Annotated in this window: 12 protein-coding genes and 1 pseudogene; 3 read left to right on the top strand and 10 right to left on the bottom strand. The window is 57.2% G+C overall.

The genetic code is table 11. The features are described from left to right. Positions 1-32: 32 nt before the first annotated feature. Positions 33-511: pseudogene (locus tag AC0IM9_RS12450) on the bottom strand (host attachment protein). Positions 512-959: 448 nt separating this feature from the next. On the opposite strand from AC0IM9_RS12450, the gene AC0IM9_RS12445 reads away from it, so the two are divergent. Then, entirely contained in the window at positions 960-1,313 is a 354-nt protein-coding gene (locus tag AC0IM9_RS12445) for a hypothetical protein (protein WP_140910545.1), read from the top strand. A 54-nt stretch (positions 1,314-1,367) separates the two neighbouring features. Next, positions 1,368-1,919, top strand: a complete 552-nt coding sequence (locus AC0IM9_RS12440) for an MOSC domain-containing protein (RefSeq protein WP_482804217.1) — start codon at positions 1,368-1,370, stop codon at positions 1,917-1,919. Here AC0IM9_RS12440 and AC0IM9_RS12435 read toward each other — a convergent pair whose 3' ends face one another. The 4 genes from AC0IM9_RS12435 to AC0IM9_RS12420 form a co-directional block, all read right to left on the bottom strand. Further along, complete coding sequence (locus AC0IM9_RS12435; RefSeq protein ID WP_482804216.1) at positions 1,920-2,681, bottom strand: hypothetical protein; 762 nt, start codon at positions 2,679-2,681, stop codon at positions 1,920-1,922. Between the two features lie 6 nt (positions 2,682-2,687). After that, positions 2,688-3,113 (bottom strand): YqaA family protein, encoded by a 426-nt coding sequence (locus tag AC0IM9_RS12430; RefSeq protein ID WP_482804215.1) that lies wholly within the window; start codon positions 3,111-3,113, stop codon positions 2,688-2,690. A gap of 62 nt (positions 3,114-3,175) precedes the next feature. After that, positions 3,176-4,075, bottom strand: a complete 900-nt coding sequence (locus AC0IM9_RS12425; protein WP_482804214.1) for a cupredoxin domain-containing protein — start codon at positions 4,073-4,075, stop codon at positions 3,176-3,178. A 117-nt stretch (positions 4,076-4,192) separates the two neighbouring features. Beyond that, the gene (locus AC0IM9_RS12420; RefSeq protein WP_140910550.1) at positions 4,193-4,786 is read right to left on the bottom strand and encodes a hypothetical protein; all 594 of its coding nucleotides are present in this window, start codon (positions 4,784-4,786) and stop codon (positions 4,193-4,195) included. A gap of 310 nt (positions 4,787-5,096) precedes the next feature. Here AC0IM9_RS12420 and pgi point away from each other — a divergent pair, with 310 nt between their 5' ends. Continuing rightward, positions 5,097-6,746: a glucose-6-phosphate isomerase gene (gene pgi / locus AC0IM9_RS12415; RefSeq protein WP_482804213.1), complete on the top strand. Its 1,650-nt coding sequence runs from the start codon at positions 5,097-5,099 to the stop codon at positions 6,744-6,746. A 2-nt stretch (positions 6,747-6,748) separates the two neighbouring features. Here pgi and AC0IM9_RS12410 read toward each other — a convergent pair whose 3' ends face one another. The 5 genes from AC0IM9_RS12410 to AC0IM9_RS12390 are packed head-to-tail and all read right to left on the bottom strand — an operon-like array spanning position 6,749 to position 14,962. Next, a complete protein-coding gene (locus tag AC0IM9_RS12410; RefSeq protein WP_482804212.1) occupies positions 6,749-8,818 on the bottom strand; it encodes a TonB-dependent receptor in 2,070 nt (689 codons plus the stop codon). A 24-nt stretch (positions 8,819-8,842) separates the two neighbouring features. Continuing rightward, on the bottom strand, positions 8,843-10,075 hold the full coding sequence (locus AC0IM9_RS12405; protein ID WP_482804211.1) for a type III PLP-dependent enzyme: 1,233 nt from the start codon (positions 10,073-10,075) through the stop codon (positions 8,843-8,845). Then, entirely contained in the window at positions 10,072-11,901 is a 1,830-nt protein-coding gene (locus AC0IM9_RS12400; RefSeq protein ID WP_482804210.1) for an IucA/IucC family protein, read from the bottom strand. Before AC0IM9_RS12400 ends, AC0IM9_RS12405 begins: the two co-directional genes overlap by 4 nt. A 35-nt stretch (positions 11,902-11,936) precedes the next feature. Beyond that, entirely contained in the window at positions 11,937-13,136 is a 1,200-nt protein-coding gene (locus tag AC0IM9_RS12395; RefSeq protein WP_482804209.1) for an MFS transporter, read from the bottom strand. Next, positions 13,133-14,962 carry an IucA/IucC family protein gene (locus AC0IM9_RS12390; protein WP_482804208.1) on the bottom strand — a complete coding sequence of 610 codons (1,830 nt, stop codon included), beginning with the start codon at positions 14,960-14,962 and terminating at the stop codon, positions 13,133-13,135. Before AC0IM9_RS12390 ends, AC0IM9_RS12395 begins: the two co-directional genes overlap by 4 nt. Positions 14,963-15,262: the final 300 nt, after the last annotated feature.

Below are 15,262 nucleotides of genomic sequence, written 5' to 3'. Positions count from 1 at the left end.
GGCCGTGCGCTGAATGAAGGATCGGCGACACTTTACAAGATATGCTCGCGGATAGCCGCTTCATCGGCGGCAACCAGATTTTTATCCAGCGAATGATCCACCAGACTTTGCAAATGGCCGTTGAGTACGTGGCGAAGCGCACCTAAAATTCAGGCGGCGCGACCAGAACCAACTTGTCGAACTCGCACCCGACCCGCCCTTGTTCCAACCTGTGGGCGATTTGCCTGGCGAAAACCTCGGCTTCGTGGTGTTTCAAATCGGTAGGAGCCTCGAAGGTATGGTCGCCTTCGCCGTGTCCGCCGGCAATGCCGCCCTGACGGTCGCTGACCTCGTCCTGGCCGGGCATCCGGCCTTCGGCATGGGTCAAACCGTCCAATTCGAGCATCGGCTCGATGCGACTGGTTAAGTTGAAAAACGCGCTCTGCTGCTGTCCGTAACAATGACTCGGGTGACTGGCATAACAACCTCCTCGATAGTACGTTACGTTGCCGGGAGTCTTAGCCGGGTGGATTCTCCGGCTTTACCACGGATCGTATGCCTCCGCCGCCGCGCTGTCTAAATCGGAATTGCCGGCGAATTTGATCCCAGTCAATAAATATGCGATTTGCGCTTCCGCTTCGGCCGGCGTTGCAAGTAGGCTGGAAGCAGATCGGCTCGCGACGGCGTGGAACCGGTCGCCCCGACCCTAGTCCCGGCAACTGCGAAGCGACTATCGCCAAGGAATGCGGCCGGTTCAGAGCTGAGCGGGTTCGGCGAAAACCGAATTTCAGCCTTACAATTCGGCACGCCACATCGAACCAAGCGCGCCGAACAGGGTCACCCTACTGCATGGAGCAATTTTTTCTCGCCCTCTGCCAACCCGGCGAATACGGCCGACAAGCGGCGGATGGCGGTGTGACCGTCCCAAAGGTTGCTGCCGGCAACATTAAAATAACTAAAACGCACACAGGGGAACCACCATGAAACTATTGCTGTTCACATTTACCACCGGTCTCGCTCTGCTCTACCTCATGAACATGGCGATGCTGAAGTCGGCAATTCCTAGTGTGGAGTGGAGCATCCACGCCGGCACTCGATTTTTGGTGGGTTTTTTCGTACTCGGCGTCGTTTGTTTTTACTTCAAACAATTGACATTCAAACACGCTGTCCAGTTGACTCTGGCCGCGGTCGTTCTCGACTATCTGTACGATTATTACGTCGAAGCCTATCGGCTCAACTTCGAGATCATTTTGCACGGTATTTACATGCTGGTCTGGGGCGCGCTGATGGGGTATTTGACCTGGCGCTACAAAAACCAGTCGCCTTCGAAATGAAAGACTTGCTTGCCCGAAGCAATCGCTATTTTGCGGCATTCGGTTAACCGAACCATGGATCTGCGGCAAATCTGCCAACGCTTTGCCACGCCTGGCCGGATCGAAGCCATCATCCTGCGTCCGGCGCGCGGCGAACCGGCGGTTTCGGTCAGCGAGGCGGTCGTCGAACCCGGCCGCGGCTTGCTCGGCGACCGCCGCTCGGCCGCCAAACAATCCGGACGACAATCGTCGAAACGCGAGATCACGCTATTTCAAGCCGAACATCTGCCGCTAGTCGCCGGTTGGTGCGGACTCGACTACCTGGACCCGCTCCGGCTACGGCGTAATCTGCTAATCTCCGGCTTGAATCTGGTCGGCATGCGTTCGCCGTTTCCGGATACGCAACTGGAATGGATCATCGGCGGCGAAGTCAGGATTCGAATCACCGGACCTTGCGACCCGTGCTCGAAGATGGCGGCGGAGTTGGGCGCAGGCAGTTACAACGCCTTGCGAGGCCACGGCGGCATGACTGCGGCAATCGTAGCCGGCGGCGTGATCCGAATCGGCGACCGCGTCAGTTTGCACGCAGTCAGAACGCTGCCCGGAAAAACCGCCCGCCCGGATTGATCAAGCCCGTTGCCGTTGCAGCACCAGCGCCGTTTTACTTAATACTTGCAACAGCGGGCCGGCGCCGGCAATCGCCACCGCGTCGACCAGACAATACCAAGCGGCCACGCCGCTGGGCGGATTGCCTTGCGGCAGATGCGAGGCGGGATCGATCTCGGCCCAAGCCCAAGTCCCGGCGCTGGTGCCGACAATTTCCAACCACGAGGTAATGAAAAAGGCGCCAAGGTAAACCATCGGCGAACGGCCTTTGAACAGGTAGCCCAAGAACACGATAAACAGTACCGCACCGATCACATCGAGCCGAGTGTAACCGCTCAAGCCCCAGGCCGCCCAACTGCCGCAAGCCGCGACGACGAAAACAGCGATACGCCGCGCGTAGCGCTGGAACAGACCGGAGCGACCCAAGGCGACGGCAGTCAAATACACTAACCCGTGGCCGGCCGGCACATAAGCCGGTACGTTGCCGAAACGGTAGATGTAACCCTTCATATAGACCGACGCAAAATATTCGCCGATTAACGCAAACGTCACTGCAACCGCAACCTGAGTGCGAACGTATTTGCACTCGCCGCGTAGCCAGGCGTACAAAAACAGCCAGCCGAACACAGCCAGCACGTATTGCATGAATTGCGGCGCGAAGCCATCCATGGTCAAACAAATCGTCGTCGTCACAAAAGTGAATCCGGCGATTTGGTAATCGCGGCGGCGGTGCTCGGCTGAGCTATCGACTGGCGGAAAATGGGGTAGCGAAAAAAAACTCATAGCGGATCAAATAAAGGCGTAAGCCACGGCGAGGTAACGTAACACTTTACCGAAAAAGATCGCCAGCAGCGAAGGAAACCAGGACAAACGCAACCATCCCGCCGCGAAACACAAGCCGTCGCCGACCAGCGGCAACCAGGAGAACAATAAAGCCCAACTGCCCCAGCGGCGCACGGCGCGCAACGAACGCTGCCGCTCGCTAGCCAACACAGTCTCGGCTGGATATTTGCCGGCCGCCCACAATCCAAGCCACCAAGTGGTCAGTGCCCCCAGGGTATTGCCGACTGTGGCGACGGCCACCAGCGAGATTACCGGAATGTGCTGCTGGCTGACCAAGTAAGCCAACACCGCTTCGGAACCGCCAGGCGCGACCGTCGACGAAATAAATGCGCTGGCGAACAAGCCCAACAGGCCCCAGGATTCGAATTGCATTTCCGTGTCCCATAAAAAAGCCCCTGAAACCGAAAAGCTTCAGGGGCTTTTGCTCATGTGGCTTATTTGTCCGGCAGCGCGATAGCGTTTTTACCGGAAACCATTTTCACCAGTTTGCTGATCAGTTGCACAACCAAGCCAACCAGATGCGCCGATTGCTCCAGAATCGTCGCGACGATTTCCCCGGCACTCATGCCGGCAAAGCGCTTTGCCAACCAAGGTGCGGCAATCAAGCCGATGGCCAGGCCGATCACGGTAACGCCGGAAACGATTGAATCGTCAGACTGAACCGGAGCCGAAACGGCTTTGGCCGCCGCCGGTTGCGCCGCAACCGGCGCTGGAGTGACCGGAGCGTCGACCTTTGGATCGTAAGGCTTACCGCTGTAATCGTCTGGAAAAATGCTTGCGGTGACACCCGGAATGCTCGGCAAATCTTCACCGCCTTTACCGACCTTTAACTGGCCTTTCATGCCTTTTTCCATGTGCTGAGCGATATCGCAGTGAACCAAATAGGTTTTATCGCCCGGCGGCAAGATCAGGGTGCCGGACACTTTACCCGGTCCGCTGACTTCCAGATGGAACATGCCTTTTGGGTATAAATACTTGGGCAGGCCATGCATCATCCATTGGTGGCGTATTTCGTCTTCGTTGATGAAATGCACGGTCAGTTTGGTGCAAGGCTCGAACTGGTATTCCTGCTGGTCGAACGCGAACATGGTGCCGGGAAATTTTTCCGAATACTTGTGTCCGGCCCGCACGGTGATTTCCTTGGTGGCGGCGATTTTTTCACAACCACCCGGCAGGGTGTCGGTGTTTTGACCCATCACCATCGCGCCGTCCATATCCATCAAATGCCCGTCGCCGTGGTTCATCATCTGATTATGATCCTGAACCTCCTTTGCAGACACAGTCGAGACCGACAGAGCGCAGACTAAAGAAGCTAGTGAAAGAAATTTGACCATGGCGCGAGTACCTGTGAGGCGTTGGTGAATCAAGAATCTACCGCAAACCGCGGGTTTTACTAGTGGACTACTGCATCCGCCCTCTACCGGCTTGGCCGACAAAGGGCGGGTCAATATTTAAAATTCTTTGGCTTTACCGAGCATGCCGTCAACTTTGCGTTTGAAACCGGCATTGGACAGATAAAAGATGTAAAGACCGGCAAACAGAACCAATGCATACAGGCCATAGCTGCCTTTGCTGGTCGGTTGGCCGCCACCCGCTTTGAAGCTCATGTGGGCATCCAAACGTTCGCCGCTATCTTGCAACAGAGTGATGTGGATCAGGTATTTGCCGACTTCGGGCACGCCCTCAGGCAGATTCAATACCACGGTACCTGATTTGTGTTTTTCAGCAGCCTGGAAAAATACGCGTTTGCCTTCCGGCTCTTTGGTGACTTCGAATTCGACGGCCATACCGCGGTAACGTTGATCTTGGTAATCGAAGACCAATTGGGTCAGCGAACCGGTGTCGGGAATATTGCCGCAAAATTCTTCGGCCGGATAAGCTTTGGGCTGATAAGCCGTATAGTGGATCCAGTGGTCTTTTTCCAGTTCGAACTTACATTGATCGGTATCGGTACCGGCCGCACCGCCGTGCGCCCAAACCGACGCAGAAAAAACCAGGCCCAGCAAGCCCAGGAAACCGTTTTTTATCATGCGAGAGCTTTTCATAAATCCCCTTCCTGTATTAGTAAATGCTTTAATTTTTATTATCTTTCATGTGGTTATGCATGAAACCTGTTTTCGTCGCCGGCGAATCTAAATGCCTGATTTGGATCGAAACAATGGCTAACTCTAGCACATCGCCCTAGGCAAAGAAAGGTTGGCGTTCCATACTTGGCGGGCACTATTCGTTGCTTAATTTTTTTTGTCAGCAGTCAAAGACAATCCTTATAATGGGGTTATCATCCGTTCCTCGAAAAGCCTCCGCCCGATCTTTTCCACCGAATTAACCTCTCTGGTCAATTAACAACCAAATCATATGTCCAAATTAGTAGACTCTGCCGAATGGAACGCCGTCAAGCAACACCACCGCGAGATTGCCGGCAAATTTTGCATGAAGGATGCCTTCGACAAAGATCCCAAGCGATTCGACAAGTTTTCGATAACCTTCAACGATCTGTTATTCGACTACTCAAAAAATCTGATCACCGATCGGACTCTGCCGCTGTTGATCGAATTGGCCAACCGGGCCCAGCTCTCGGAAAAGACCGAAGCCATGTTTTCCGGTTCCATCATTAATACCACGGAAAAACGCGCCGTGTTGCATACCGCATTACGCAACCGCAGCAACAAGCCGATTTATTTCCGCGGCCAGGACGTCATGCCGGAAATCAACCAGGTGCTGGCCAGAATGCGGGTGTTTACCGAACAAGTCCGTTCCGGCGCCTGGACCGGTTACACCGGCAAAACCATCACCGACATCGTCAACATCGGCATCGGCGGCTCCGACCTCGGCCCGAAAATGGTCGATACTGCCTTGGCTCCTTACGGCAAAGAGGGTTTGAAGGCCCATTTCGTATCCAATGTCGACCAGACCGACATCGTCGAAACCCTAAAACCGCTGAATCCGGAAACCACGCTGTTTTTGATTTCCTCGAAAACCTTCACCACCCAGGAGACCATGACCAACGCCCGCTCGGCCCGCGACTGGTTCCTGAGAGCGGCGCAAGAGCAGGGACACATGTCCAAACACTTTGTCGCGATTTCGACCAACGAGGCCAAAGTCAAGGAATTCGGCATCGACCTGGAAAACATGTACGAGTTCTGGGACTGGGTCGGTGGCCGTTACTCGTTATGGTCGGTGATCGGCATGTCGATCGCGCTGTACATCGGCATGGATAATTTCGAAGAACTGCTGATGGGCGCACATCTGGCCGACGAACACTTCCGTAGCGCGCCATTCGAGCAAAACATCCCGGTGATCATGGGCCTGCTCGGCATCTGGTACAACAACTTCTTCGAAGCCGAAACCTACGCGATTCTGCCGTATGCGCAATCCTTGAAATACTTCGCCGACTATTTCCAGCAAGGCGACATGGAAAGCAACGGCAAAAGCGCGACGATCAACGGCGAAAAGGTGGATTACAACACCGGACCGATCATCTGGGGCCAACCCGGCACCAACGGCCAGCACGCCTTTTTCCAGTTGATCCACCAAGGTACCAAACTGATCCCCGGCGATTTTCTGGCGGCGGCGCAAAGCCATTACGACCTGCCCGACCACCACGATATCTTGATCTCCAACTTTCTGGCCCAGGCCGAAGCCTTGATGCGCGGCAAAACCGAAGCCGAAGTGCGCCACGATTTAAGCCACGAGCCCAACCTGGACGACGCCTTGATCGCTTCGAAGATATTCGAAGGCAACAAGCCGTCCAACGCCTTCCTGTTCAAAAAACTGACGCCGCGCACGCTGGGCATGCTAATCGCGTTTTACGAACATAAAATCTTCGTCCAGGGCGTGATCTGGAACATCAATTCCTTCGACCAGATGGGTGTGGAATTGGGCAAAGTGCTAGCCAAGGCCATTTTGCCGCAATTGAAAAACGACGAAACGGTGACCGACCACGACAGCTCCACCAACGGCCTGATCAACGCTTACAAACGGTTGCGCACTTCTCAAGGGACTTGACCTCAGAACTCGGCGCGAGCCGTTAACATAAAGGTTCGCGGAGTGCCAGGCTGGATCTGATTGTTGTTGTTGGCTGACTCGTAATACACACTGTCACCCAGGTTATTCACATTCAAGCCCAGCCTCCATCGCTTGTACCGATAGGCCAGCATGGCGTCGAATCGCACATACGAGGGTAATTGCACGACATTGTCCTCCAAGGCATAGCGGTCTCCCACATAGAAGACACCACCGCCCAAGGTGAAGGCGTCGCTGAGGGCATAGGTGCTCCAAAGGCTGGCAGCATGCTCCGGAATATTGCCTGGGCGGTTGCCGACCGCAAAATTATTGGACTTTGTGATCCGCGCATCGGTGAAAGCATAACTGCCGAAAACCTTCCATCCCGTAAGCAGAGTACCCGATAGATCGAGCTCCACACCGCGGTTGTTCTGTTCGCCGGTCTGCACGGTGCGCAGACCCGCCGGGTCGTTGGGGTCTTTGGTGACTACGTTGCGCTGGGTAATATCAAACAGCGCGAGCGTTGAAACCAGTCGGCCGCTTAGCCACTCGCTTTTGACGCCAATTTCATATTGCAAAGATTCCAGCGGCTTGATCGCGGCCAAATCCGAACCGTTAAAAAAAAAGTCGTTGCCGACCGGCTGAAACGAACGACTGATATTGCCGTACAAAGCATGTTCGGCATTGGGTTGGTAGACCAGACCGCCGCGGGGACTCCATGCCGAGTCGGTTCGACTCTGGCTGAGCCGGGTGAGATGGTTATCCTGTTGTTGCTCGAAATTGTCGAAACGCACCCCGGTCAACGCCTTCCAGTGATCGCCCAACTCCAACAAATCCTGCGCATATGCCCCTACGGTACGGGCGGAAAAATCGTTGTCGATGAACGCGGGTAAACTTGCCAAATTAGGTTCGGCGAGCACGTGTTGCGGATCTTGCAGACTCACGGGGCTGGTAGTGACACCTGCTGCCAACAGGTTGCGCGTCTGATAGCCGAACTCTACCCCGCCCAGAAGAGTGTGTCGCAATAACCCGGTGTCCAATTTATAGACAGCCTCGCTCTGATTCAAATAGTTGATCTGATCCTGGGGGAAATAAGTGATTTGGCGACGCACCTGGGTATTGTTATTGATTAGACCCAGCGAGCGAGTATTCGCCGCAACCAGGTCCACGGCCGAAAACTGAAAGTTGTTGCGCAACGTCAGTTTTTCACTGACTGCATGCTCCACATTAAGCCTTACACTGCCGGCATCGGTATTGGCGAAGTCAGAACTTTCGCCGTAAAAATGATGGATCGACACCCTCGCCGGGCGACCATTAACCGAGGGAATGCCACGGTCCGGGGTGCGATTTTGGTGCAGGAACTCGGTTTGCAGCAAGATGCGGGTATCGGCTCCCGGAGACCAACTGAAGGAAGGTGACAATACGAAACGCTCTGAATCGACGATATCTCGAAAACTGTCGCCCGCCTCGTAAGCACCCGTGACGCGAAAAGCCGCCTGCGAGTTCAAGGCGTCGCCAAAATCGAGATCGACCCGGCGCTGATCGAAGCTCCCGCCACTAACGGCGATTTCACGTACAGATCGGGCCACCGGTTTTTTGGTGACGCGATTGATCACGCCACCAGCAGAACCGCGCCCATAAAGCACCGCGGCCGGCCCCTTGACTACTTCGATGCGCTCGACGTTGCCCAGATCGCGAAAGTAGGGGCTATCGTCACGCATGCCATCCACCAGCATATCTCGGGAAGCGTCGAAACCGCGAATATAAAACTGGTCGCGCCGTCCTTCGCCTTGGGCCGGCATGACACCGCTGACGTTGCGCAGCACGTCTTTCATTTCCAGCGCCCCCTGCTCCCTGATCAATTCTTTGCTGACGACCTGCACCGCTTGCGGCACGTCGCGTAACGGCACGTCCAGCTTGGTTGCACTGCCGCCGCTGCCTCTCACCGAATCGGAACCGGGTGTAGCCTTGACCACGACTGGCGCAAGTTCGTTGTCGTCGGCATGGATAACGGTGGAGAAAACGACCGAAAGACTTAAAGCCAGACTATGGGGACGAAAATATTGGGATGGCATGAGTATTGTTCCTAAGCAATGACATTAAAAAATCGTTTGCTCCGCCGGCAGGTAGATATGCCGGGGATGCGGGTGGCGTAGAAAATCGTGATGCGAGATATGCCAGGCGTAGGCACCGGCATACGGGAACAGCAACAGATCGCCAACCCGCAATCGCTCGACCGGCGTATCGCTGGCGAGCACGTCTTTCGGCGTACAGAGTTGGCCAACCACAGTGACGGGGCGCCCCCGTACCGCAGGGCGGCGATAGATGCGCGGCCAATCCTCCACCGCCAATATCCGGAACGGATGGCTGTGCCCTTGCGCCGCAGGCGTGCGAAAGTGATGCGTGCCGCCGCGGACGACAGCAAAAGTGCGTTCTCCGGCATCCTTGATATCCACAACTTCGGTCGCGTAATAGCCGCAGAACGCGCTGACGAAACGCCCCAGTTCGAATCGCAGACGCGGCAGGCACCGGCTGTCGCCGGCGCGCCATTCCGGCAACGGCAGATCGGCCAATCCCCGGCTGAATCGCGGCCAATCGAATTGCTGGTGCGGTTCGCGGTAATTAACGCCGATGCCGCCGCCGACATTGATGTGTTCAATGTGCAGATCGTATTGTTCGCACCATTGCCGGGTCTGGCGCAGATAGGCCGCAAGCAGTTGCAAATGCTTGTCCGCATCGAGCTGATGCGACAGTAAATGAAAGTGAAAGCCGCACAAAATCAGCGCCGGTTCCTGCTGCAGCCGCTCCAGACAGGCGGGTATGTGTTCGGTTGCTATACCGAACTGGGTCGGCTTGCCGCCCATCACCAGCGTCGTTGTCGCAAGCTCCGCCAGTGCCGGATTGACCCGCAACAGTAGCGATACCGATTGGCCGCTGGCGCGGGCCAATGCTGCCAGCCGCTCCAGTTCATGCAGGCTCTCCACATGCACGGTAGCGCCATGTTTTATTGCCAGCTCCAACTCCGAATCCAGCTTGCCAGGGCCGCTGAAGATCAGCGGCAGCTGCCCAAAATGCCGCCGTATCCAGGCAATTTCGCCGCCGGACGAGGCTTCGAAGCCATCCAGCAACGGCGCCAGCGTGGTCAGCAGCGGCAGTTCCGAATTGGCTTTGATCGCGTAAAATAAATCACAGTGTTTCGGCAAGTCTGCGCGTAAGCGCGCCGCATGCTGGGCCAAGGCATTCAGGTCGTACAGATAGGCGCATAAAGGGGAATCCGCTGCGGCATGGGCATCGCGCGCCGCTGCAATCGCCCGTTCCCAATCCAGCTTCATACCGCCCCCTCATGCGTATAGCCGAATGGATTGGCAAAGGGCACGTAGTCCGCCGCCCGGTCCGCTTGCTTGAGGAAGCGGTTACGCAAATTGCCCTTGCTTGGCAAAGGCTCTCCGGCTAGCACGGCGGCAATGCGCTGAGCCGAGTCGCTGCTGCCGTATTGGGCTTGATAAAGCTGCAAATGCCGGCGCACCGTCTGCCACAGACGCTGTTGCAATGCCGGCTTGCCGGCGCCGAGTTGATGGATGGCCTCGCAGAAATTATTGACGAACAAACAATACGCCACCCGCTGCCAGCCGGATTCGCCCGGGTACCACAACGCCTCCCGCGAGCGCTGGCTGATCGCAGGCAAGCTGTCGGCCGGATAACGCTCGGCTACCAGTTTGACGCCTTCGAAGTCGCGCAGAAAAATTTGCGCCGGCCAATCGTTGACCAGGCCGATGACGACATTTTGCAGATGCGGTTCGAAAACGAGGCCGTGTGCGAAATAGCAATACAGCACCGGGTAGACTAATTGCCGCACGTAGCGCGAAAACCATTCTTCCGCCACCGCTTCCGGCGTCAGGCGCTCGCGTTCGGCAACCCGCTGCAATAGAGCTGCCAGACGCGCCTCACCCAACACATGATTGCCGAATAAAGCGCCGCTCAGTTGCGGTACTGCGCCAGGCAGCAGATTGTCGGCGCCGAAGCCTCGGCGCAGAATTAGGCCGAAACCCTCGGTTACTTCCCGGTTGAGTTGCGGGTTGCCGTCCTGCAGATCGACCGACAGAAAGGCAGGCTCGTCCAAGATTGCCGTACCCGGAAACAGTTCGCGCAATTCGGGTGCCAAGCGGTTGACGATGCGATTGATCTGCAACGCGCCTTCCAACTCATAAACGGCGTTCTTGCGCACGCAGTTGGTCAGGCGCACGTTCAGCGAGAACTTGTAGAAATACGGATTGCCGGGCTGATACAGCGTCCGTACCGACGACGTCGGGTAATAGAAGTCGCCCGCCTCCCCCAGGTCGCGGACTCGTCCATCGCGCATCGCCGCCGCGATCAACGGCTTTTCCAGCAACCAGCGCGCTTGCCAGGGATGTGCCGGTATCAAGAGATAACCGTCATCCGCTGCCAATCCATGCGGTGCGTGGGCGGCGACGATGTCGCTGCATTGCCGGTCCAACGTCGACTGTTGATGCACGGCATCCCGATGCACGGCGAAATAGTGCAGCAGAAAGCCGCCGCGCAATTCCGGCGAGTAGCGGCGTAGGTCTTCGGCCGAAAAACCTTGACGGCTTTTCGGTGCCGGGTGGAACGGATGCCCGTAGGTAAGCGACTGCTCCGAGTCCAGATAGGCCTGCATCGGATCGACCGGGACGGCGTTCGTCCAAGGGGCTTCAAGTATGGTCGTCGTGACCTGAACGCTGTCTTCGATCTGCGCCAGCAGTTCTTCGTTAAACGGCTGGTCGTTCTGCACGGCCAAATCGCGAATTATCAGGCCGGCCAGCGTCCGCCAATCCAACCTCGTCCACGCTTGCTCGCCCGTTTTGGCATAGACCTGAGATAAATAGCGGTAATTGCCGGTAGGCGAATCATGTTGCACCGTAACCACCAGGCGGCTGTCGAGACGTGGTAGCAGAATATGCAAGGCCGGGCCGTTGGCCAGTGCGCAACGCAAAGACAATGGCCAATCCTGCTGGCCGAAACACGAGCCGACGCTGGCATGGCCTTCCGGAATCGCCACTTCCCGGCAATAACAGTTGAGCAGCGTTTCCAGGCTGCGTTGACTGGCGGCGCAATAAGCTGCCGAGACGTTAGGACTGCGGTGTAATGCTAGGCTTGGCATTGAATTCTCCAATAAAGGTTGCTGGCTGGCCGCAGTCAATCTGTCCTGCTCGCTGGCTGTTTGAAAGTACCCCGACTGTGCCGGGACATGAGTAATAGCGCGTGCATGTTCGCCAACACCAGCGTGGCGGCGCCGATCAGAAAAGGCGCATGCAGTCCCCAACGGTCGGCGGCGACACCCGCCGCCAGTCCGGCGGCAACGGCACCCCATTTGGTACTGCTTTCGAGGGAACCGAAGCGCCGGCCGGCGTTGCCGGCATCGGTGATCGCGGCAATCAGGCCGTGCAGCGCGATATAGCCGGCGGTCATTGCGACTCCCATCGCAAGTCGCCAACCCGCCACCGCAATCACCTCATGGCTCCATGCCTGGCCCAACAAGGTGGCAATCAGCACCGCTTGACTGGCAAACAGCGTGGCGAGCAGCCGTTGCCGCCCCAAATGGCGTGACATTGGCATGGCGCACACCAGATAAACCAGGTGCGGCAAGCCGAACAGAAATCCCGGTGCAAAGCTTGGCAGCCCGGCCAAGCTCCGCTCCGCGTAAGGAACGAAGTAGGGGAACGTGATGACCGTGGCAAAGATGAAGGTAAACTGGAGACCGTATAGCCCGCCTGGGTCGACGCGTTCGCCGGAAGTCGGCGCGGCGTCTGCCGGTGCATCGGTTGAAGCTGGTGTCACGCAGCGACCATTGGCCGGCAGGCAGCAAACCAGCAGCGCCGAGATCAATGGAAAAATGGCCAGATAACGGTACCAAACCAGCGGCTCCGCGTCCGACGCGAGTAGGCCCATAGACGCCGGACCGAGAAACAAGGCGGCTCGCGCCGATCCTTGCATCAGGGTCAGCAACCGCGTCAACCTATGCCCGGAAACGATGCTTGCCAAATAAGCGTTGGAGGCGGCGAAGGTACCGCCAAGCAAGCCCTGCAATGCCAGCGCCAAGCCGAATTGCCAAACGGTACCGGCCAAACTGGTGAGCCAGAAACTCGCCGCCAGCCCCAGGTGGGCGCGCAGCAACAGCCGGCGTTTGCCGAACCGGTCTGCCAACGCTCCCCACCACGGATTGGCGAATGCCGCCAGCAAGGTCGGGATGACGAAAAACCAACCCGCCAGGTAAACGGCGTCGCTACCCAGCGCTTCGCGCAGAATGCGATCGTAGAACGGCGGCATACCCAAGGCTGCAACGGCGGCAGCGAAATGGCCCGCCAGCGTCGCGGCAACAATGCGGCGGCTGTTCATAACATCTCTTTGCCGACCTGACGCCGGTGACGATGCAAGGGATTCGGCACCGCTTGCAAGCGCAGCTCGGTTTCCGCAAACAGCCGCCGCTTGGCGAGTTGCTCAACCTGGACGGTCGGCGCGAACAGATCGAAACAGGCAAAGCGCGAGGCAAGTTCGGGATGGCATGCCTGATAATCGAAGAGGCATGCGGCAACCCGCCCCCAGAAATCGGCCTCGCTCAAATCATAATGTTGACGTAGGAACAGCGATAACTCGCCGAAATTGATGAAAAACACCGCATCGTGAAAATAATCGCGCACCTGTTCCGGTGCGACGGCTTCCATGCCGGCGCCGACATTGGCCTGTCTACGAAACGGCGGCGTCGGCGCGAATGGCGGACAACGTTCGGGCAGCTCCAGATACTGCCGCATAAAACGCAAACCGCCGGGCAAATCCTTCAATGCAATCCGGCAGGGCTGGCCGTCGCGATGGATTAGTACGATGTTTTGCGCATGTGCTTCCATGCCGATACCGTGGGCATACAGCAGATGCACGAGAGGCGGCAGGCTTGCTTTCAGCAGAGCATCGAGCCAGCACCCGAGACCTTGGCGTTCGACCCACGGTGCGATGAACGGACGCCCGTCCGCTTCGCATTGGCAGAGTCCGGAAAAAGGCGCGGCCGACTCGCCGATTTGCAGGTGTCTATCGACGCTTTCCCGCCAGATCGCACCCAGCATGCCGTACTGTTGAACTTGCAGCAGCGGCGGCAGATTCCGATCGCGGTAAGTGACGCCAGCCACTTCGCGCAAGAAAACCAAGCCGTAACGGATTAGTGTGGCATCGCGCTCGCGGATATCGCACAGCCAGTCCGACACCCGCGCTGCGTTCTCTACGTTGTGGCATGACAGTATGCGGTCTGCGGATGTGTTGACGATACCGACCGGCAGCTTGATATTCGCCGCCCACGGCCGGTCGGCATTGGCAAGCGAGCGGATCGATTGCAAAGGCCGGTAGCGTTCTTTCCCCATCCCCAGCAACACCAGGTCCTGACACTGCAACATCGGAAACAGTTCGCTTGCAATCTTTTCCCGCCATTGCCAGGGATGAACCGGCAGCAACAGGTAATCGTGCGGCGCCAGCCCGAGGCTGCGCAATTTGGAAGTGAACTGCGCATACTGCGCCGCGCCCAACTCCTCCCGCAGTAAGTCATCGATATCCATATCGCGGCAAACGGCCAGGCTGGCATGCCTGCGCCTCAAGGCCAGCCAAAGCAAACGAACCTCCGGTTCGAACTCCGGCCCATAGGCAAAGTTGTCAAGCGGGTCGAAGCCCACCCGCGACTTGTAGCAGGGGTGGTAAGGATGGCCGTCTTGCATTTGGCCTTCCAACGCCGTCAAATCGCGGTCGTGCCCGTGGGAGCGCCGCGTATAACGCGACAGGGTATCCTTCAATAACGTTTGCTGAAGTTCATGCAGAAACCGCACCAGCAAGACTTCGTCGATATCGATATTGGCTGCGATCTCGAACAGAAACTCCTGTATCGAAGTAACCGGTCTATCGGTATCCGGGCCGATGCGCAGAATGGGCGCGTCGTCCAGCCGAATGCGGCCGAAGCTTTCGCTGATACGGCCATGGCAGCGATAGCCTATCAAACGTCCCTGCTGGGTCCGAGCCGGAATCTGAAAGCATGCCATGCCTTGGCCTTCCGGTATAACTTCCGGAATCAGCACCTGCTCGAACAGCAAAGCTTCGATCAATTGGCGTAGTACCCGGCTCTGGGCGACCGGATAGTGAGGCGAAGTCAGCGCCTCGGCAAAAACCTCCCAAGCGGCCGCCCCACTCATGCCGATTGCCCGACGACTGATGCGCCTGGTAGCGTGAGGAGCGACAGGAATTTCTCTGTCTGCGGAAAAGCGGCGCGCGTATCCACGTAGTTTTTTCCTTTAAAAAGCCAACGTTACTGGCTCGCTCTGACGCGAGGCCGGGAAAACGCTGCAAAGGACACGTCGAACGGCGACGGCAGGCCGTCATCCGCAAAGGATCGGCAAGACCGAGACGAAGCTGAAAAAACACATCTTGCACCGGCCGATGCCGGGGAGCGACGGATTACGTCCCCTTGCAACATCATTGGCTGGCGGCTTTCC

This window comes from Methylomonas sp. Uni0011, assembly GCF_056850255.1.
The sequence above is the reverse complement of the archived record's forward strand: the minus strand, read 5'-3'. Positions and strand labels throughout refer to the sequence as shown.